Source organism: Sphingomonas sp. ID0503, from assembly GCF_048565625.1.
Lineage (GTDB): Bacteria > Pseudomonadota > Alphaproteobacteria > Sphingomonadales > Sphingomonadaceae > JBLZUR01.
Genome location: NZ_JBLZUR010000002.1, coordinates 810,842 through 830,805, shown reverse-complemented (window position 1 = coordinate 830,805; position 19,964 = coordinate 810,842). Strand labels below are relative to the sequence as shown.

Genomic DNA, 19,964 nt, shown 5'->3' with positions numbered 1-19,964 from the left:
ACGGGTTCGGCGGACTTGCCGCCGACCCGCCGGCCGTTCTGATTTCGTCTCCGGTGCAGCCATCGGCTGCACCGGTGCGAAATCAGAAGTCCATGCCGCCCATGCCGCCCATTCCGCCCATGCCACCCGGCATGCCGCCGGCGCCGGCCTTCTCGTCCGCCGGGGCGTCGGAGACCGCCGCCTCGGTGGTGATCAGCAGGCCCGCGACCGAGGCCGCGTTCTGGAGGGCGGTGCGGACGACCTTGGTCGGATCGATCACGCCGGCCGCGACGAGGTTCTCGTACTTGTCGGTCTGCGCGTTGAAGCCGAGGGTCGGGTCGTTGCTCTCGAGCAGCTTGCCTGAGACGACCGCGCCGTCATGACCCGCGTTGCTGGCGATCTGGCGAACCAGAGCGGTCAGCGAGCGGCGGATGATGTCGATGCCGCGGGTCTGGTCGTCGTTCGCGCCGACCAGGCCGTCCAGCGCCTTCGAGGCGTAGAGCAGCGCGGTGCCGCCACCGGGGACGATGCCCTCTTCCACGGCCGCGCGGGTCGCGTGCAGCGCGTCGTCGACGCGGTCCTTGCGCTCCTTGACCTCGACCTCGGACGAACCGCCGACCTTGATCACGGCAACGCCGCCGGCGAGCTTGGCGAGACGCTCCTGGAGCTTCTCACGGTCATAGTCGCTGGTGGTGTTCTCGATCTGGCGGCGGATCGCCTCGATGCGGCCCTTGATCGACTCGGCTTCACCCGCACCGTCAACGATGGTGGTGTTGTCCTTGTCGATGGTGACGCGCTTGGCGGTGCCGAGCATGCCGATCGTGACGTTCTCAAGCTTGATGCCGAGGTCCTCGGAGATCATCTCGCCCTTGGTCAGGATCGCGATGTCCTCCAGCATCGCCTTGCGGCGATCGCCGAAGCCCGGCGCCTTGACGGCCGCGACCTTCAGGCCGCCGCGCAGCTTGTTGACGACGAGCGTGGCGAGCGCCTCGCCCTCGATGTCCTCGGCGATGATCAGGAGCGGACGGCCCGACTGAACGACGGCTTCCAGGATCGGAAGGATCGCCTGCAGGTTCGACAGCTTCTTCTCGTGGATCAGGATGTACGGGTCGTTCAGCTCGACCGTCATCTTCTCCGGGTTGGTGATGAAGTACGGCGAGAGGTAGCCGCGGTCGAACTGCATGCCCTCGACGACATCCAGCTCGAATTCGAGGCCCTTGGCCTCCTCGACAGTGATGACGCCTTCCTTGCCGACCTTCTCCATCGCCTCGGCGATCTTCTCACCGACGACGGTATCGCCGTTTGCCGAGATGATGCCGACCTGGGCGACTTCCTGCGTGCCGGACACGGGCTTCGAACGCGACTTCACGTCGGCGACGACCTTCTCGACCGCCTGGTCGATGCCGCGCTTCAGGTCCATCGGGTTCATGCCGGCGGCCACCGACTTCATGCCCTCACGGACGATCGCCTGCGCCAGGACGGTCGCGGTGGTCGTGCCGTCGCCGGCATTGTCGTTGGTCTTCGAGGCCACTTCGCGCAGCATCTGCGCACCCATGTTCTCGAACTTGTCCTTCAGCTCGATCTCCTTGGCGACGGTGACGCCGTCCTTGGTGATGCGCGGCGCGCCGAAGCTCTTGTCGATCACGACGTTGCGGCCCTTGGGGCCCAGGGTCACCTTGACCGCATCGGCCAGGATGTCGACGCCGCGCAGGATGCGCTCACGGGCGTCACGCGAAAACTTGACGTCTTTCGCTGCCATGTTCTGTGTTCCTTCTCAATTCGTTGCGTTGAAGATCAGCGTAAGATCCCGAATCCGTTGGCGTCAGCCGACGATCCCCAGGATGTCGCTTTCCTTCATGATCAGCAGATCCTGCCCGTCGAGCTTGACCTCGGTGCCGGACCACTTGCCGAACAGGATGCGGTCGCCCGCCTTGACGTCCAGCGGCGTGATCTTGCCGTCGTCCGACTTCAGCCCGGTGCCGGCGGCGATGACCTCGCCCTCCTGCGGCTTTTCCTTGGCGGTGTCGGGGATGATGATGCCACCGGCCGTCTTTTCCTCGGCCTCGATGCGCTTGACCAGTACGCGGTCATGCAGTGGACGGAACCCCATGCTCGTCTCCTTTTGCTTCCATGGTAAGGCGCGGGCGAGCCCCTTCTCGGCGACTCGTCCGCATCCGTGAACTGCTGTTAGCACTCTCTTTGCAGGAGTGCCAACGCCCCGCATTTAGGACAACGGAAAAGTCGTTCAAGCGGCGAAGCGACAAGACGGTGCTTTTCTTGCAAGGCAATGACGGCGGCGGCGAAGCGGGGTAGGAGCGGGATCGAACCGGCGACACCCGTCTGTGATCAGAAGCGGAGCGGCATGAAAATCCTGAAATGGACATGGAAGATCCTGCGTGGCGTGAAGGACGCGCTGGTCCTGCTGCTGCTGCTGCTGTTCTTCGGCGCGCTCTACGCCGCCCTCTCCTTCCGCCCCGCTCCCATCTCGATCCGCGAAGGCGCGCTGGTGCTGGATCTCGACGGGCCGATCGTCGAGCAGCCCGCCGAGGTTCCGCCGACCGCGATCCTGACCAACGACACCAGCGCCCGCGAATACCGGCTGCGTGACATCCTCCGCAGCCTCGCCGCCGCAGCGGGCGACAGCCGCGTCAAGGCGGTCGCGCTCGATCTCGACCAGTTCGGCGGCGGCGGCCATGCCGCACTCGGCGAGGTCGGCGCGGCGCTGGACAAGGTGCGCGCCTCCGGCAAGCCGGTTCTCGCCTTCGCGAGCGGCTATACCGACGATGGGTACCAGCTCGCCGCCCATGCCAGCGAGGTCTGGCTCGATCCGATCGGCGCGGTGCTGGTCACCGGCCCCGGCGGCACGCAGCTCTACTACAAGGGCCTGCTCGACAAGCTGGGCGTCACTGCCCACGTCTACCGCGTCGGCAAGTTCAAGTCGGCGGTCGAACCATTCACCCGCTCGGACCAGTCGCCCGAGGCCAGGGCGGCCGCGCAGGCGCTCGCCGACACCATCTGGACCAACTGGCAGGCGGACGTCGCCAGGGCACGGCCGAAGGCGCAGGTCGCCACCTATGTCGCGGCCCCTGCCGATCGCGTCGCCGCGTCGGGCGGGGACATGGCGAAGGCCGCGCAAGCCGCCGGACTGATCGACCGCATCGGCGACCGCCTCGCCTTCAACGCACGGCTCGCCGAACTCGCCGGCGGGGCAAATGACGGTGTGACGCCGTACAGGCAGATCCGCTTTGACGATTATGCCCGCGCCGTCCCCCAGCCCGCCGGGGCCCCAATCGGCGTCCTGACCATCGCGGGGGAGATCGTGGATGGCAGCGCCCCTCCCGGCACGGCGGGCGGCGACGACATCGCCGACAACCTGCTGCGCGCTCTTGCCGACGGCAAGATGAAGGCGCTCGTCGTCCGAGTCGATTCCCCCGGCGGATCGGTCAACGCATCCGAGCGCATCCGCAGCGCGATCGTCAAGGTCAAGGCCTCGGGCCTGCCGGTCGTCGTCTCGATGGGCTCGGTGGCGGCGAGCGGCGGCTATTGGGTCTCGACCCCCGCCGACCGCATCTTTGCCGAGCCGTCCACCATTACCGGGTCGATCGGCGTGTTCGGCATCATCCCCACTTTCGAAGGCAGTCTCGCCAAGCTTGGCCTCGGCGCTGATGGCGTTCGCACCACGCCCTATTCCGGACAGCCCGATGTCCTGCGCGGCACCACGCCGGAGGTCGACCGTCTCGTCCAGGCAGGCGTCGACAACTATTATGCCCGGTTCCTCGGCCTCGTCGCCCGGTCGCGCAACATGACGCTCGCCGCCGTCCACGAGATCGCCCAGGGCCGTGTCTGGGCGGGGATCGACGCCAAGCGCCTTGGCCTGATCGACGAGTATGGCGGCCTCGATGCCGCCGTCACCGCCGCCGCGCGGCTCGCCAAGGTTGATCCGCAGCATGCGCGTCCGGTCTTGATCGAGAAGGCACCGTCGATCTGGGCGCAACTCTTCAAGGATTATCGCGACCGCGAACGGCGCGGCGACGCCCGCGTCGACGTCTTCACCCGCCTCGCCGCCCGCCCCCAGGCGCTGATCGCGCAGGCACTGGCGGAAGCGGAGAAGCTGTCCACCGGTGCCGCGATTCAGGCCCGCTGCCTGGAATGCGGAACAGCGGCGGCGCGACCGGTGAGGCCCGAAAACAGCTGGTTGGCGACGCTGGCCAGAACTGCACTTCAGATCCGTTAGAAAACTGAACGTCTTCCACTCCGTTCGCTCTGAGCCTGTCGAAGGGCCAGCACCCGAACGGACAGTCTGAGAAGAGACCTAAGAAGGTCCTGTCCTACACCGCACCATCGGACATAGGACGAGCTTCATCGGAGTCGCCGCGCTCACGCGGGCAACTCCGGTGCGCTCTTTCTCAGATGTGGATCGGCTTGCCGAGCACCGCCATCGCCGCTTCCTTGATCGCTTCGGAATGCGTCGGATGCGCGTGGCAGGTGTAGGCGATGTCTTCGGACGTCGCGCCGAATTCCATTGCCTGCGCCGCCTGCGCGATCATCGTGCCGGCGACCGAGGTGATGATCCACACGCCCAGCACGCGGTCGGTCTCGGCATCGGCGATCACCTTCACGAAGCCGTCGGGCTCGTGGTTGGTCTTCGCGCGGCTGTTGCCGGCCATCGGGAACTTGCCGACCTTGATCGCGCCCTTCTCCTTGGCCGCTTCCTCGGTCAGGCCGACGCCTGCGATCTCCGGCGTGGTGTAGACGACGGAGGGGATGACATCGTGGTTCACGATCCCGGTCAGGCCCGCGATGTTCTCCGCCACCGCGATGCCTTCGTCCTCGGCCTTATGCGCCAGCATCGGGCCGGGCACGACATCGCCGATCGCCCAGATACCCGGCACGGGCGTGGCGAAGTCATGGTCGATCTCGATCTGCCCGCGCTTGTTGACTGAGAGGCCGGCCGCTTCGAGGTTCAGTCCATCGGTATTCGGCTTGCGGCCGATCGAGACCAGCACGGCGTCGGCCTCGATCGTCTCGGCCGCACCGCCTGCGGCCGGCTCCACGGTCAGCGTCGCCTTGCCGCCGTCGACCTTCACGGCCGTGACCTTGGTCGACAGCTTGAACTCAAGACCCTGCTTCTTGAAGATCTTGTTGGCTTCCTTGCGGATCTCGCCGTCCATGCCGGGCAGGATCTGGTCGAGGAACTCGACAACGGTCACCTTGGCACCCAGGCGGCTCCACACCGAACCTAGTTCGAGTCCGATCACGCCACCGCCGATCACGACCATCTTCTCCGGCACCTTCGCCAGCTCCAGCGCGCCGGTGGAGGAAACGACGACATCCTCGTCAATCTCGACGCCCGGCAGCGGGGTGACCGAGGAGCCGGTGGCGATGATGATGTTCTTGGCGCGGACCGTCTTGCCCGCGACATCCACGGTGTCCTTGCCGGTGAACTTGGCATGGCCCTTCAGCCACTCGACCTTGTTCTTCTTGAACAGGTACTCGATGCCGCCGGTCAGCCCCTTCACCGCCTCGCGACGCTGCGCGTGCATGGCGCCCAGGTCGAGTTCGACGGAACCCAGCTTGACGCCGAGCTTGGCGAGCTTGCCAGTCGCCGCCTCTCCGAAAAGCTCCGAGGCATGCAGCATTGCCTTGGACGGAATGCAGCCCACGTTGAGGCAGGTGCCACCCAGCGTCTCCCGGCTCTCGGCACAGGCTGTCTTCAGCCCCAGCTGCGCCGCGCGGATCGCCGCGACATAGCCGCCGGGACCGGAACCGATCACCAGCACGTCGAAATTGTAGTCAGCCATTCGTTCTTCCTCATCGTCGTACCGGCGGAGGCCGGTATCCAGGCCCACCGTCGGAACTAGCTCCCAACAAGCGCCGGGATGACGGTCAGGGCCGAAAGTCTCTTACAGGTCGATCAGAACGCGGGTCGGATCCTCGATCGCGTTCTTGATCGCGACCAGGAAGGTCACCGCCTCGCGGCCATCGATCAGGCGGTGGTCGTAGCTCAGCGCCAGGTACATCATCGGCTTGATGACGATCTGGCCGTTCACCACGACCGGCCGCTCCTCGATACGATGGAGACCAAGGACGGCGGACTGCGGCGGGTTGATAATCGGGGTGGACATCAGCGATCCGAACACGCCACCGTTGGAGATGGTGAAGGTGCCGCCCTTCATCTCTTCCATCTTCAGCGTACCGTCCTTGGCGCGCTTGCCGAAGTCGCCGATCGTCTTCTCGATCCCGGCGACGGACAGCTTGTCCGCGTCGCGGATGACGGGCACGACCAAGCCGTTCGGCGCCGAGACCGCGACCGAGATGTCGGCATAGTCATGATAGACGATCTCGTCGCCCTCGATCGACGCATTGACCGCGGGGACGTCCTTCAGCGCCTGGCACGCCGCCTTCACGAAGAAGCCCATGAAGCCGAGGCGGACGTCGTGCTTCTTCTCGAACAGGTCCTTGTACTTGGATCGCGCCTCCATCACCGCCGACATGTCGACGTCGTTGAAGGTGGTGAGCATCGCTGCGGTGTTCTGCGCTTCCTTCAAACGGCGGGCGACCGTCTGGCGGAGGCGCGTCATCTTGACCCGCTCCTCCTTGCGCTCGCCGCCAGAGGATGCGGCGGGAGCGAAGGATGCCGCCGCAGGAGCCGAAGGTGCCTTCGCGGCCGGAGCAGGCGCCGCCATCACGTCGTCCCGGGTGATCCGGCCATCCTTGCCGGTGCCCTTGATCGTCGTCGGATCGATACCGCGTTCCAGCACCACGCGGCGCACGGAGGGAGACAAGGTGAGCGGAGCCGAGCCGCTCGCCGGCTCCTCCTGCGCGGGGGCAGCTGCCGGAGCGGGCGGAGCCGCCTTCTCGGCCTGGCCGACTGCGGTACGATCCTCGACCTTCGGGGTCGCGCTGCTGTCGGCGGACGCGCCCTCGTTGATGCGGGCGATCACCGCGCCGACATTGACCGTGTCGCCTTCCGCCGCGACATGTTCGCCGATCACACCGGCGACGGGTGCCGGCACCTCGACCGCGACCTTGTCAGTCTCCAGGCTGGCGATCGGCTCGTCAGCCTTCACCGCTTCGCCGGGCTGCTTCAGCCACTGGCCAAGGGTCGCCTCGGTGATGGATTCGCCCAGGGTCGGTACGACTACGTCGGTCGCCATCGTTTGTCCTTACGCCTTCTGTTGGTGGCCGAGTGCGTCGGCGATCAGCGCGGCCTGCTGGGCCGCATGGGTCTTGGCGAGGCCGGTCGCCGTCGCCGCCGAAGCCGCGCGCCCGGCGTAGACCGCGCGGGCCGGCTTCGTCTTGACGGTGGCAAGCACTTCCTCGATCAACGGCTCGACGAAGAACCAGGATCCCGCGTTCCTCGGCTCCTCCTGGCACCACACGACCGTCTCCAGATTGGTCATCCGGCCGATCCGCGCGGCGAGGTCATCGGCCGGGAACGGATAGATCTGCTCCACACGGAGGATCATCGTGTTCGCATCCCCCGCTGCGTCACGCGCGTCGGCGAGATCGTAGAACACCTTGCCCGAACAGAGCACCAGCCGCTTTACCTCGACATCGGCCGGCGCCTTGGGATCGTAGAGCACGCGGTGGAACTGGCTGTCGCCGGTGAAGTCCGCCAGCGACGACACCGCCGCCTTGTGCCGCAGCAGCGACTTCGGCGTCATGATGATCAGCGGCTTGCGGAACTTGCGGTGCAGCTGCCGGCGCAGGATGTGGAAGTAGTTCGCCGGCGTGGTGCAGTTCGCGACCTGCATATTGTCCTCGGCGCAGAGTTGGAGGTAGCGCTCCAGACGGGCAGACGAATGCTCCGGCCCCTGCCCCTCGTAGCCATGCGGCAGCAGCATGACGAGGCCATTGGCACGCAGCCACTTCGCCTCGCCAGCCGCGATGAACTGGTCGATCATCACCTGCGCGCCGTTGGCGAAGTCGCCGAACTGCGCCTCCCACATCACCAACGTGTTCGGCGCGGTGGAGGCATAGCCGTATTCGAAGCCGAGTACGCCGAACTCGCTGAGCGGGCTGTCGAGGACCTGGAAACGGCGGTCGAGCGCGGAGAGCGGGATGTACTTGTGCCCGTCCTTCTGATCGACCCAGACGGCGTGGCGCTGGCTGAACGTGCCGCGCCCGGAATCCTGCCCCGACAGGCGAACGCCGAAGCCTTCGGTCAGCAGCGTGCCGAACGCCATCGCCTCGGCGGTCGCCCAGTCGAAACCCTCGCCGCTCTCGAACATGCCCTTCTTGGCTTCGAGCACGCGGGCGAGCGTCTTGTGGATGCTGAGGTCGCCGGGAACGGTCGTCAGGACACGTCCCATCTCCGCCACCTGATCGGGCGTCACGCCGGTCTTCGCCGCGCGGCGCGCGCTGATCGCCTCGTCTGGCGTGGCAAGGCCGGCCCAGTCGCCCTCGAACCAATCGGCCTTGTTGGGCTTGTACGACTTGCCCGCCTCGAACTCCTCGTCGAGGCGGCCGATGAAGGCACTGGTCTGCTCGTCGATCCAGACCTGGTCGACGACGCCTTCCTGCTTCAGGCGCTCCCCGTAGATAACCGAGACGGGGGGATGCTTGCGGATCTCGTCGTACATCAGCGGCTGGGTAAAGCCGGGCTCGTCGCCCTCGTTATGGCCGAAGCGGCGATAGCACCACATGTCGATCACGACGTCGCGGCCGAAGGTCTGGCGGAAGTCGGTGGCGAGCTTGCAAGCGAAGGTCACCGCCTCCGGGTCGTCGCCGTTCACATGCAGTATCGGGGCCTGCACCATCTTGGCGATGTCGGACGGATATGGCGAGGAGCGCGCGAACTGAGGGCTGGTGGTGAACCCGACCTGGTTGTTCACGACGAAATGGATCGTACCGCCGGTCGAATAGCCGCGCAGACCGGAGAAGCCGAAGCACTCCATGATGATCCCCTGCCCCGCAAAGGCGGCATCGCCGTGGAGCAGCACGGGCAGGACCTGGCGACGCTTGAGATCGTCCAGCTTGGTCTGCTTGGCGCGCGCCTTGCCAAGCACGACGGGATCGACCGCCTCCAGATGGCTTGGATTGGGCGCGAGGCTCAGGTGGACCTTATGGCCGTCGAACTCGCGATCGGACGAGGTGCCGAGATGGTACTTCACGTCGCCCGAGCCGCCGACATCCTCGGGATTCGCGGAGCCGCCCGCGAACTCGCTGAAGATCGCACGATAGGGCTTGCCCATGACGTTGGTCAGAACGTTCAGGCGCCCGCGGTGCGGCATACCGACGATGATCTCGCTGACCCCCGCCGAGCCGCCGTACTTGATGACCGCTTCAAGCGCAGGGATCATCGACTCGCCACCATCCAGGCCGAAGCGCTTGGTGCCGACATACTTCTTGGCGAGGAACTTCTCGTACTGCTCGCCCTCGATCACCTTGGCGAGGATCGCCTTCTTGCCCTCAGGCGTGAAGCTGATCTCCTTGTCGCGGCCTTCCATCCGCTCCTGCAGGAACTTGCGTTCCTCGACATCGCCGATGTGCATGTATTCCAGGCCGACATGGCCGCAATAATTGCGGCGGAGGATGTCGACGACCTCCCGAACCGTCGCCTTCTCGAGGCCGAGCGTGCCGCCCAGATAGATGCTGCGGTCGAGGTCGGTGCCGCTGAACCCCCAGAACTCGGGCGAGAGGTCGGCGGGCAGATCGCGCTTTTCGAGGCCGAGCGGGTCGAGATCCGCCGCGAGATGGCCGCGTACCCGATAGGTGCGGATCAGGTTCATGATCCGGATCGAGTCGGCGGCGGCGCTGGAGATATCGATACCGCCGGAGGGCTGCGGCGCGGCGACCGGGGCAGGCTTGCCCTTCGCCGGCTTGGGCGCGGGCGCCATCTGGGTCGGATCGAGAGCGGCAGTCAGCGCGTCGGTTTCGACCGGCGGCCAGTTCTTGCGCTGCCAGCTCGGCCCGCTCGCGGCAGTTTCCAGGCCGGAGAACCAGTCGCGCCAACTGGCCTCGACGGAGGTGGGATCGGCAGCGTACTGCTTGTAGAGCGCCTCGACGAAAGATGGGCTGACGCCCTCCACGTCACTGAAGTCTAGAGCGTCGTATCCCACGTCGTCGTCCTCGCCGTGTCGCGTGCCCGATCGCGACCGGGCTTCGCTGGTGGCGTGCCGCATCCGCCACAGAAATCTACACCGGGTTAATAGTGTTCGGGCGGGGCCATCTGGTCCCCGCCCGAGAAAAGTTCAACCCTTAAGAACATTACTCAGAGTTATTCCGAGCTCGGAGGGGCTGGGGGAGACGCGGATGCCCGCTTCCTCCATCGCCGCGATCTTGTCCTCGGCGCCGCCCTGACCGCCGGAGACGATCGCGCCGGCATGGCCCATGCGGCGCCCCGGAGGCGCCGTGCGGCCGGCGATGAAGCCGACCATCGGCTTCTTGCGGCCGCGCTTCGCCTCGTCCTTCAGGAACTGCGCGGCCTCTTCCTCGGCGCTGCCGCCGATCTCGCCGATCATGATGATCGACTTGGTCGCCTCGTCGGCCAGGAACAGTTCCAGCACGTCGATGAAGTTGGTGCCGTTGACGGGATCGCCGCCGATGCCGACCGCCGTAGTCTGGCCGAGGCCCTCGTTGGTGGTCTGGAACACCGCCTCATAGGTCAGCGTGCCGGAGCGGCTGACGACGCCGACCGAACCCTTGGAGAAGATCGAACCCGGCATGATGCCGATCTTGCACTCGCCCGGCGTCAGGACGCCGGGGCAGTTCGGGCCGATCAGGCGGGTCTTGGAACCGCTGAGCGCGCGCTTCACCTTCACCATGTCGAGCACCGGAATACCCTCGGTGATGCAGACGACCAGCGGCACTTCCGCGTCGATCGCCTCCAGGATCGAGTCCGCGGCAAAGGGCGGCGGCACGTAGATAACCGAGGCGTCCGCGCCGGTGACCTTCACGGCCTCCTTGACGGTGTCGAACACCGGCAGTCCGATATGCTGGGTGCCGCCCTTGCCGGGCGTGACGCCGCCGACGACCTTGGTGCCGTAGGCGATCGCCTGTTCGGAGTGGAACGTGCCCTGGGCTCCGGTGAAGCCCTGGGTAATGACCTTGGTGTTCGCGTTGACGAGGATCGACATGTGGGTCGGTCTTCCTTGTTCTTGGGTCGAAGTGGTTAGGCGAGGCTCTCGTCGATGCCCTTGCAGGCGACCAGAAGTTCCTTCACCGCGTCGACGGAGACCTGGAGATTGGCCTTGGCCTCGTCATCCAGGCTGACCTCGATGATCTTTTCGACGCCGCCCGCACCGAAGAGGACCGGCACGCCGACATAAAGGTCATTCACGCCGTACTCGCCCGACAGATAGGCCGCCGCCGGCAGGATGCGCTTCTGGTCGCGGAGATAGGCCTCGGCCATGGCGATGGCGCTGGTGGCCGGCGCGTAGAAGGCCGAGCCGGTCTTGAGCAACGCGACGATCTCGCCGCCGCCGCCCCGGGTGCGCTTCACGATCTCGTCGACCTTCTCCTTGGTGGACAGGCCCATGGCGATCAGGTCGCTCACGGGAATGCCGGAGATGGTCGAGTACTTCAGCACCGGCACCATAGTGTCGCCATGACCGCCGAGCACGAAGGTGTTCACGTCCTTGACCGAGACGTTGAACTCCTCGGCCAGGAAGTGGCTGAAGCGGGCCGAGTCCAGCACGCCGGCCATGCCGACGACCTTGTTGTGCGGCAGGCCGGAGAACTCGCGCAGCGCCCAGACCATCGCGTCGAGCGGGTTGGTGATGCAGATCACGAAGGCGTCGGGGGCGTTGTTCTTGATCCCTTCGCCAACCGCCTTCATCACCTTCAGGTTGATGCCGAGCAGGTCGTCACGGCTCATCCCCGGCTTGCGGGCGACCCCGGCGGTGACGATGATGACGTCAGCACCGGCGATGTCGGCATAGTCGTTGGTGCCGGTGATCTTCGCATCGAACCGCTCGACCGGGCCGCACTGCGACAGGTCCAGCGCCTTGCCCTGGGGTACGCCCTCGACCACGTCGAAGAGCACCACGTCGCCGAGTTCCTTGGTCGCGGCGAGATGCGCCAGCGTGCCGCCGATATTGCCTGCGCCGATCAGCGCGATCTTCTTGCGAGCCACCCCGTCTTCCCTTCAAGGTCATCGTAGAAGGGTGCTGTGAGACGCACCCCGGAGAAACGCCGATCGCTTAGCCGCATGTGCGAACAGGGGCAACCGGAGGATTAGGCGAATTTGCGGACTTGCGACGCTAAATTGGCAGAGTTCCGATCAGCCCCCCCTCCGGAACTCGCGCCGTGTCCGGCGGCTAGATAGTCTTCGCTCTGCATCTCCATGAGGCGGCTCACCGTGCGTTCGAACTCGAAGGCGCCGTCGCCGGAGGGGTAGAGCTGCATGGGCGGGGCATCGGCAGCGGCGAGGAGCTTGGTCTTGTGCTCGTACAGCTCGTCGATCAGCGTCACGAAGCGGGCGGCCTCGTTGCGGTTCTCCGGGCCGAGCCGGGGAATGCCGACGATGATGACGGTGTGGTAGCGGCGGGCGATCGCCAGATAGTCGGCAGCGCCGAGAGCATTCGCGCAGAGCCGCTTGAACGAGAAGACGGCAACGCCCTTCACGCTCTTGGGCACGAAGAGCTTGCGGCCGCCCGGAACGGCGATCTCCTCGGACGGGACATGGGCGCGGTCTTCCACCGGGAAGTCGGTAAGGCGGAAGAAGGCGCGGCTGAGCGCCTCGGTCGCAGCGGAGCCGTTCGGGCAGTACCAGGTGGGAAAGCCGCCGAGCCGCTGAAGGCGGTAGTCGGTCGGGCCGTTGAGGCTGAGCACATCCAGCCGCGCCTCGATCAGGTCGATAAAGGGCAGGAAGAGCTGGCGGTTGAGCCCGTCCTTGTAGAGGTCGCGCGGCGGGCGGTTCGAGGTGGTGACGACGACCACGCCCGCGTCGATGAGGGCGGTGAACAGCCGGCTGAGGATCGCCGCGTCCGCCATGTTGTTGACCACCATCTCGTCGAAGGCGAGCAGGCCGGCCTCGGCGGCGATGGCCGCGGCGACCGGCGGGATCGGGTCGCCCTCCTCCTTCTCCCGCTCGACGCGGAGGCGATCGTGGACCTCCAGCATGAACTCGTGGAAATGGACGCGGCGCTTGGCCGGGACCTGTACGCACTCGACGAACAGGTCCATCAGCATCGACTTGCCGCGACCGACCCCGCCCCACATGTAGAGCCCGCGCGGCCGTTCCGGCTTGTGACCGCGCAGCCTCTCAAACAGACCGAGTTTTCTGGGTGGCGCTTCCAGTTCGGTCGCGAGGCGGTCCAACTGCTCGGCGGCGGCACGCTGATCGGGGTCGGGGCGAAGCTCTCCGGCGGCGAGGAGGGCGTCGTACCGGGCGAGCACCCGGGTCATCGCGGCGCCTTGATCTTGCGCAGGCAGATCATGAAGGCTGCCGCAACCTCGTTCTCCTGCTCGATCCGGCCGCTGGCGAAGACCAGCTTGCCGGTCTCCTTGGTGATCTCGACAACCGCATCGACCGGCTTCTCGATGATGACCGGTGCCAGATACTGGATCTGGAGATCGACGGTCGCCGCGCGAAAGTCGCCGGGGCTGAGGAAGTACCAGGCAAGAAACCCGACAGAATCGATATATCCGGCAATCGCGCCGCCATGACCGACACCGCGCGGGTTCATCCAGCCGAGATCGGGCTGGGCACGAAGCCGGACGCGAGGCCCCTCCCCTTCCCGACGGATCAGGACGGGGCCGAACATGGCGTTGAAGCCTTCGGGCGCCGGCACCCAGCGGTTCCAGCCGGGCTGATCCTCGGCCAGCGGGAAGGCGTAGGGGGCCCGGACGTCGGCGGCAGGACCCTCGCCCGGCACCGTCACGCTCAGATCTGGCGCTCCGCCAGCAGCTTCTTGGTCTCCGCGATCGCCTTGGCGGGCGACAGGCCCTTCGGGCAGACATTCGCGCAGTTCATGATGGTGTGGCAGCGATAGAGGCGGAACGGGTCCTCAAGCTCGTCCAGCCGCTCGCCGGTATATTCGTCGCGGCTGTCGGCGAGCCAGCGATAGGCCTGGAGGAGGATCGCCGGACCCAGGAACTTGTCGCTGTTCCACCAGTAGCTGGGGCAGGAGGTCGAGCAGCAGGCGCAGAGGATGCACTCGTACAGGCCGTCAAGCTTGTTGCGCTCCTCCGGCGACTGCAACCGCTCCTTGCCGGAAGGCGCGGGCGAGACGGTCTTCAGCCAGGGCTGGATCGACGAATACTGTGCGTAGAAATGGGTGAAGTCGGGGACGAGGTCCTTGATGACGTCCATATGCGGCAGCGGCGTGATGCGGACGTCCTTGCCCTTGCAATCCTCGATCGCCGTCGTGCAGGCGAGGCCGTTCTTGCCGTCGATGTTCATCGAGCAGGAGCCGCAGATTCCCTCGCGGCAGGAGCGGCGGAAGGTCAGCGAGGGGTCCTGCTCGCTCTTCATCTTGATGAGCGCGTCGAGGACCATCGGCCCGCAATTCTCGGTATCGATCTCGAAGGTGTCGTAGCGCGGGTTCTCGCCCGCGTCGGGATCGTAGCGGTAGACCTGGAACGCCTTGACCGATTTCGCGTCGGACGCCGCCTTGTGGACCTTGCCCTTCGGCTTGATCTTCGAGTTCTTCGGAAGTGCGAATTCGGCCATCTTCGATCCCTTTTATCGACCGGGCGATAGCGGGTGAACGCGCAGACCGAAAGACCCTTTTCCGCAGTTGCGAAGGGTTCTCAGATGGGGCGTTCCTGAATAAGTTGCGAAAGTTGCGGTTCACGCAGGGTCCCGCTCCCCCTCCCCTAATCCGCTGAACAGCCAGCCTTTTCTGCCTACCCCAATGACAGAGGTGTAGGACAGCACAACCTCACGAGTTCCCCGTCGCAACTTTGGGCGGGAGCGGAAAGAGCGTGGCGAAGCGGCCGACGAGGTCGATGTTGCCGGTGACCGTAACGCCACTCTGTTCCACCGGGACCCCGCCGTGGACGAGCGCGCCGATCGCGGGCGCGGTGCCGATGAGGGTCAGGTCGGCGTCATCGGGATCTCCGCGCGCGATGGCGAAGCCGTCGCGAGTCAGGTGGCCGACATAGGTGTCGGTGGGGAAGCGGAAGCCAATGCGGAGGTCGAGATCGCCGACGCGCATCGGATCGAGCATCGTGCGGAAGGAGAGGAGGAGCGAGACCGGGCTGATCGGCATGGTCGGATCGTGGTTCGGCGAGCGCACCGCCCAGCGGCCGAGTGCCTGCATGATCGGTTCCGCCTCCAGCCCCCAGGCGGTCGCCTCGTAGACCCAGGCCGAGGCAGGGGGCGGAAGCTGGCGGCGGATGACGAGGCCGTCCGCCTCCAGCCCCTCCAACCGCTCGGTCAGAACCTTGGCGCTGATGCCGGGGAGGTCGGCGCGGATGGCGCTGAACCGCTTTGGCCCAAGCATGAGTTCGCGCAGGACGAGGAGCGCCCAGCGTTCGCCGATCAGTTCCAGTCCATGCGCCGCCCCACAGGCATCATGATAGCGGCGGCGCGACTCTTTGGTTTCTTTTTGTGACTTCATAGTTGCTTTACGTAGGTTCAGGCGGCATCACAGTCAAACATCGATTCGCAAGGGAGATGAGCGACACAGCGACAGCCGCACGGCTGACCTTCGTGAACCTGCCGGTGTCCGATCTCGCGGCATCCAAAGCGGACAAGATGACCGCCGCGATGGCGGACGCCCAAGAGGAGGCCGCGTGATGTTCGAGCTGTCCGTCACCCGTTTCATCGCCGCGCCGCCGGAGCTGGTCTATCGCATCTGGACCGAGCGGACGACCGAGTGGTTCGCGCCCCGCCCCTATCAGGTCACGACCGCCGAGTTCGACCTCCGGCCGGGCGGGCGGTCCTTCATCGTGATGAAGAGCCCCGAGGGTGAGGAGATGCCGATGGAGGGCGTGTTCCTGGAGGTGGTGCCCAACGAGCGGCTGGTGACCACCGATGCGCTGGCGCCGGGCTGGGTGCCGCAGGGACCGTTCATGGTGGCGATCACGACGTTCGAGAGAGAGGGCGCCGGCACCCGCTACACCGCCCGCGCACGGCACTGGACCGAGGAGGCGTGCAAGCAGCACGAGGCGATGGGGTTCGAGACCGGCTGGGGGCAGGTGGCGGACCAGCTCGCGGAGATTGCGGAGGGCGAGTGATCCTCCCCGCAAGGGGGGAGGACGTCGGGATAAACAAGGAGAGAGACGATGACCTATGTCGATGGATTCCTGGTTCCGGTGCCGCATGACAGAAAGGACGCGTACGTCGCGATGGCCAAGGCGGCGGCCGGCTTCTTCAAGAAACATGGCGTGCTGCAGATCGTCGAATGCTGGGGCGATGACGTGCCGGAGGGCAAGACGACCGACTTCTTCCGCGCGGTGAAGGCGGAAGAGGGCGAGAACGTCGTCTTCTCCTGGGTGATCTGGCCGTCGAAGGAGGTGCGCGACGCGGGCCAGAAGGCGATGATGGACGACCCTGAGATGAAGGCGATGGGCGACATGCCATTCGATGGCAAGCGCATGATCTTCGGCGGGTTCGTGCCGGTCTATGACAGCGACAAGGACTGAGGGCGGGCGGAGGCGGCGTTCGGCTCTTGAGGTCCTCCCCTGGAAGGGGAGGGCGACCGCCGCCGCAGGCGATGGTGAAGGGGTAGTCGCCGCAAGGACCACGGCCGATCCTCGCTGAACCTACCCCTCCACCGCCTTCGGCGGTCCCCCTCCCCCTCCGGGTGAGGATCAAGAGGCTAAAGCGCCAGGAACTTCAGCAGGTCGCGGTTCAAGCGGTCCGGTGCGGTGGCGAAGAGGCCGTGGGGTTCGCCCTCATATTCGATGAGGGTCGCGTGCGGGATCGCGCGGGCGGCGGCGCGGGCGCTGGGGTCGATCGGCACGGTCTTGTCGGCGGTGCCGTGGATGATCAGCGTCGGCATGGTGAAGGCTGCCATGTCGGGGCGGAAATCGGTGCGGCCGAACGCGTCCACGCAGTCGATCGTCGCCTTGGGGCTGGCCATGATCGCCAGGATGAAGGTCCAGTCCAGGAGCTTCTGACTGACCGGGCTCGACACCCAGCCGACGCCGTAGAAGGCTTGCGCGAAGGTGCCGAGGAAGTCGAACCGATCCGCGCGGATCTGCGCCTTCATCTGTTCAAACACGCTTTCATCCGCGCCGTCGGGATTGTCGTCGGTCTTGAGCAGATAGGGCACCACCGCACCGACCAGCGCTGCCTTGGCGACCCGGCCGGAGCCGTAGCGCGACAGGTAACGCGCGACCTCGCCCCCACCCATCGAGAAGCCGACGAGGGTGGCGTCGCGCAGGTCGAGGCCGTCGAGCACGGCAGCGAGATCGTCGGCGAAGGTGTCGTAGTTATAGCCGGTCGCCGGGTGCCCGGAGTGACCGAAGCCGCGCCGGTCATAGGTGATGACGCGATAACCCGCCTCGATCAGGGCGAGGGTCTGATACTCCCACATGTCGCCAGTGAGCGGCCAGCCGTGGATCAGGACGACGGCGCGGCCGGTTCCCATGTCCTTGACGTGCAGTGGCAGGCCGTCGCGGGCTTCGATCATCGGCATAGGTGGCTCCTTCAGGTTCCTCGTCAAACGGCGGCTGCCGCAAAGACGTTCCGCATCCAATCGCGGGAGAGGGCGTTTGGCGTTCATGCCGTCGAGCGTGATCCAGTCCTTCGACTATGACGCGGCGGAACGGCGGCTGGACATCGAGTTCGTCACCGGACGCATCTACAGCTATTTCGAGGTGCCGTAGGCCGTCGCGAAGAGGATGCGGCGGACCGCATCGAAGGGGCAGTTCTTCAACCGGCGGATCCGGGGCGCATACGCCTTCGCACGGAAGCGGTAGCCGCACGCCGTTTTGCCGACGGGCGGATCGCATCCTATATTCGTGACCATACCGACGGGTTTGGGAGATTGTGCCTCATGTCATCGCGAGCCGAGGGCAGTGTTGCCCGGCTGGTCGCCTCGGCCATCGGCGAAGAGGCGGCGGCGCGGTCACTGAGCGCGCTCAGGATCGCCCCTGCCCTGCTGTCCGAGAATGGAGCGCGGGTGTCGCGGGCGGCGTTCGCAATGGCTCTGAACGTCGTGCTGTTCGACGATCTGCTGGATCGGGTGCCGAGCGGGGCGGCCTATGTGCGCGAGGTTGCGGCGGAGAACGGCGTGTTCTTCGACCATGGCGCGCTCCGCACGATCCGCTTCGCGGACGGGCCGACCGGCGCGCTGCCGGCGGGGGAGACGGCGTTCAAGCGGCTGCTGGAGCCGATCGGCTATTCGCTGGCCGGGCTCTACCCGCTCCCCAAGCTGAAGATGCAGGGCCATGTCTACGCCCATGCCGATCTGCCGGCCGAGATCCCGCAGTTCTTCGTCAGCGAGTTGTATGTCGACCAGTTCGATGGGGCGTTCGAGGCGGCGGCGCACCGGGTGTTCGACAGTTCGCGCGATCCGATCGATGCGGCGACCGTGGCGACGCTGGATAGCTTTGCGGCGGAGGGTTCGGTCGACTTCACTAAGGCCGCGGCGGCGCTGCCGGTGCTGGCGGGCGCGTTCGGGCGGCACCATGACGTGCCTGCGCTCACCGATTACGAGGTGCTGAAGGCGCAGTCGGCCGAGGCGGCTTGGATCGCGACCGAGGGCAACGCCTTCAACCACGCGACCGATCGGGTGCAGGATGTCGAAGCGCTAGCGCAGATGCTGAAGGATCAGGGCCGGCCGATGAAGGATACGGTCGAGATTTCCGGCAGCGGACGGGTGAAGCAGACCGCCTTTCGCGCCGATCAGGTCGAGCGGGAGTTCCGCGATGCCGATGGGCGGATGGTCACGCGGGCGGTGCCGGGATCGTTCTACGAGTTCATCACCCGGCTGGATGACGAGGCGGGCCGGATCGACCTGAAGTTCGACGCGGGGAATGCGACCGGCATCTTCGCGATGACCAAGGCGGGTTGATGCTGGTCGTCCGGCCGGCGTCCACCGGCGATCTCGACGTGCTGATGGAGTTGGCGGTGCTGTCCGGGCGCGGCTTCACCAGCCTGCCGGAGGACGAGGCGACGTTGGCGGCGCGGCTGGAGCTGGCCGAGGCGAGCTTCGCCGGGCACGTCGAGCCGCAGGCGGCCTGGTATACGCTGATGCTGGAGGACGGCGAGACCGGGCGGGTCGAGGGACTGGCGGGCGTGCGCGCGGCGGTGGGGGTCAGGCGGCCGCACTTCTCGTTCCGGGTGATGACGCTGGCGCAGTATTCCTCCGCGATCGACACACGGTTCGACCATCGCGCGCTGGTGCTGGTCAATGAGTGCAATGGCTGGACCGAGGTGGGGTCGCTCTACCTGCGGCCGGAGCGGCGCTCCGGCGGCGCGGGGAGCCTGCTCGCCCGATCGCGCTACATGCTGATCGGCGCAGAGCCGGCGAAGTTCAGCCGGACGATCATGGCGGAGCTGCGCGGCTGGTTCGATGATGAAGGGCGCTCGCCGTTCTGGGAGGATGTCGCGTCGAAGTTCTTCCGCCTGCCCTTCGAGGAGGCGGACCGGATGGTGATGTCGACGGACGGGCAGTTCATCCTGGACCTTGCGCCGCGCCACCCGATTTATGTCGAGCTGATCGGCGAGGAGGCCTGCGCCGCGATCGAGCGGGTGAACCGCGAGGGCGAGGCGGCGCGCGCGCTGCTGGAGCGCGAGGGGTTCGAGAAGTCGGGGCTGATCGACATCTTCGATGGCGGGCCGACGATGACCTGCCCGCGCGATACGTTGCGGACCGTGCATGAGGCGGCGGTGTGGCGGGTGGAGATCGGCGACACAAGCGGTGGGGAGCCGATGCTGGTGTCCCGCGCGGCGGTCGGCGGATTTCGTGCGGTGCGGGCGGACGTGGTGCTGCGCGACGGCGTGGCGGTGGTGGATGGGGCGGCGGCGCATGCGCTGCGCGTCGGCCCGGGTGAGTATGTGCGGGTGGCGGGCTAGACGACTGCACAACATATCCGTTCGTGCTGAGTAGCGGCTGAGCAAAGTCGAAGACGCGTATCGA

General features: G+C 66.3%; 19 protein-coding genes. 7 read left to right on the top strand and 12 right to left on the bottom strand.

The genetic code is table 11. The features are described 5' to 3' along the window. Positions 1 to 82 precede the first annotated feature (82 nt). Positions 83 to 1,738 carry a chaperonin GroEL gene (gene groL / locus ACM608_RS04985; RefSeq protein ID WP_419682157.1) on the bottom strand — a complete coding sequence of 552 codons (1,656 nt, stop codon included), beginning with the start codon at positions 1,736 to 1,738 and terminating at the stop codon, positions 83 to 85. Positions 1,739 to 1,801: 63 nt separating this feature from the next. Continuing rightward, positions 1,802 to 2,089, bottom strand: coding sequence for a co-chaperone GroES (gene groES / locus ACM608_RS04980; protein ID WP_419682156.1), 288 nt, complete (start codon positions 2,087 to 2,089; stop codon positions 1,802 to 1,804). A 252-nt stretch (positions 2,090 to 2,341) separates the two neighbouring features. Here groES and sppA point away from each other — a divergent pair, with 252 nt between their 5' ends. After that, positions 2,342 to 4,213 (top strand): signal peptide peptidase SppA, encoded by a 1,872-nt coding sequence (gene sppA / locus ACM608_RS04975; protein WP_419682155.1) that lies wholly within the window; start codon positions 2,342 to 2,344, stop codon positions 4,211 to 4,213. A 172-nt stretch (positions 4,214 to 4,385) separates the two neighbouring features. Here the strand turns inward: sppA and lpdA are convergent, their stop codons facing one another. The 9 genes from lpdA to ACM608_RS04930 form a co-directional block, all read right to left on the bottom strand. After that, positions 4,386 to 5,780: a dihydrolipoyl dehydrogenase gene (gene lpdA / locus ACM608_RS04970; protein WP_419682154.1), complete on the bottom strand. Its 1,395-nt coding sequence runs from the start codon at positions 5,778 to 5,780 to the stop codon at positions 4,386 to 4,388. 102 nt (positions 5,781 to 5,882) lie between these two features. Further along, entirely contained in the window at positions 5,883 to 7,136 is a 1,254-nt protein-coding gene (gene odhB, locus ACM608_RS04965; RefSeq protein WP_419682153.1) for a 2-oxoglutarate dehydrogenase complex dihydrolipoyllysine-residue succinyltransferase, read from the bottom strand. Between the two features lie 9 nt (positions 7,137 to 7,145). Next, entirely contained in the window at positions 7,146 to 10,043 is a 2,898-nt protein-coding gene (locus tag ACM608_RS04960) for a 2-oxoglutarate dehydrogenase E1 component (protein ID WP_419685102.1), read from the bottom strand. 132 nt (positions 10,044 to 10,175) lie between these two features. Then, positions 10,176 to 11,060, bottom strand: coding sequence for a succinate--CoA ligase subunit alpha (sucD, locus tag ACM608_RS04955; RefSeq protein WP_419682152.1), 885 nt, complete (start codon positions 11,058 to 11,060; stop codon positions 10,176 to 10,178). A 35-nt stretch (positions 11,061 to 11,095) separates the two neighbouring features. Beyond that, positions 11,096 to 12,058, bottom strand: a complete 963-nt coding sequence (gene mdh, locus ACM608_RS04950) for a malate dehydrogenase (RefSeq protein ID WP_419682151.1) — start codon at positions 12,056 to 12,058, stop codon at positions 11,096 to 11,098. Positions 12,059 to 12,159: 101 nt separating this feature from the next. Continuing rightward, complete coding sequence (gene zapE, locus ACM608_RS04945) at positions 12,160 to 13,332, bottom strand: cell division protein ZapE (RefSeq protein WP_419682150.1); 1,173 nt, start codon at positions 13,330 to 13,332, stop codon at positions 12,160 to 12,162. Continuing rightward, positions 13,329 to 13,808 (bottom strand): PaaI family thioesterase, encoded by a 480-nt coding sequence (locus tag ACM608_RS04940; protein ID WP_419682149.1) that lies wholly within the window; start codon positions 13,806 to 13,808, stop codon positions 13,329 to 13,331. Before ACM608_RS04940 ends, zapE begins: the two co-directional genes overlap by 4 nt. A gap of 2 nt (positions 13,809 to 13,810) precedes the next feature. Continuing rightward, positions 13,811 to 14,599: a succinate dehydrogenase iron-sulfur subunit gene (locus tag ACM608_RS04935; protein ID WP_419682148.1), complete on the bottom strand. Its 789-nt coding sequence runs from the start codon at positions 14,597 to 14,599 to the stop codon at positions 13,811 to 13,813. 211 nt (positions 14,600 to 14,810) lie between these two features. Further along, a complete protein-coding gene (locus tag ACM608_RS04930; RefSeq protein WP_419682147.1) occupies positions 14,811 to 15,491 on the bottom strand; it encodes a winged helix-turn-helix transcriptional regulator in 681 nt (226 codons plus the stop codon). Between the two features lie 56 nt (positions 15,492 to 15,547). On the opposite strand from ACM608_RS04930, the gene ACM608_RS04925 reads away from it, so the two are divergent. From ACM608_RS04925 to ACM608_RS04915, 3 genes are read left to right on the top strand one after another with little or no spacing between them, the layout of a single operon-like run. Further along, complete coding sequence (locus tag ACM608_RS04925) at positions 15,548 to 15,670, top strand: hypothetical protein (RefSeq protein ID WP_419682146.1); 123 nt, start codon at positions 15,548 to 15,550, stop codon at positions 15,668 to 15,670. After that, a complete protein-coding gene (locus ACM608_RS04920) occupies positions 15,670 to 16,110 on the top strand; it encodes an SRPBCC family protein (protein ID WP_419682145.1) in 441 nt (146 codons plus the stop codon). The genes ACM608_RS04925 and ACM608_RS04920 overlap by 1 nt, the downstream gene beginning before the upstream one ends. A 48-nt stretch (positions 16,111 to 16,158) precedes the next feature. Then, positions 16,159 to 16,518, top strand: a complete 360-nt coding sequence (locus ACM608_RS04915; RefSeq protein WP_419682144.1) for a DUF1428 domain-containing protein — start codon at positions 16,159 to 16,161, stop codon at positions 16,516 to 16,518. 176 nt (positions 16,519 to 16,694) lie between these two features. Here the strand turns inward: ACM608_RS04915 and ACM608_RS04910 are convergent, their stop codons facing one another. Then, positions 16,695 to 17,516 (bottom strand): alpha/beta fold hydrolase, encoded by an 822-nt coding sequence (locus ACM608_RS04910; protein ID WP_419682143.1) that lies wholly within the window; start codon positions 17,514 to 17,516, stop codon positions 16,695 to 16,697. Positions 17,517 to 17,601: 85 nt separating this feature from the next. On the opposite strand from ACM608_RS04910, the gene ACM608_RS04905 reads away from it, so the two are divergent. From ACM608_RS04905 to ACM608_RS04895, 3 genes are all read left to right on the top strand, one after another. Further along, the gene (locus tag ACM608_RS04905; RefSeq protein WP_419682142.1) at positions 17,602 to 17,706 is read left to right on the top strand and encodes a KTSC domain-containing protein; all 105 of its coding nucleotides are present in this window, start codon (positions 17,602 to 17,604) and stop codon (positions 17,704 to 17,706) included. Between the two features lie 170 nt (positions 17,707 to 17,876). Further along, a complete protein-coding gene (locus ACM608_RS04900) occupies positions 17,877 to 18,896 on the top strand; it encodes a 2-oxoadipate dioxygenase/decarboxylase family protein (RefSeq protein WP_419682141.1) in 1,020 nt (339 codons plus the stop codon). Continuing rightward, positions 18,896 to 19,900: an arginine N-succinyltransferase gene (locus tag ACM608_RS04895; RefSeq protein WP_419682140.1), complete on the top strand. Its 1,005-nt coding sequence runs from the start codon at positions 18,896 to 18,898 to the stop codon at positions 19,898 to 19,900. Before ACM608_RS04900 ends, ACM608_RS04895 begins: the two co-directional genes overlap by 1 nt. Positions 19,901 to 19,964: the final 64 nt, after the last annotated feature.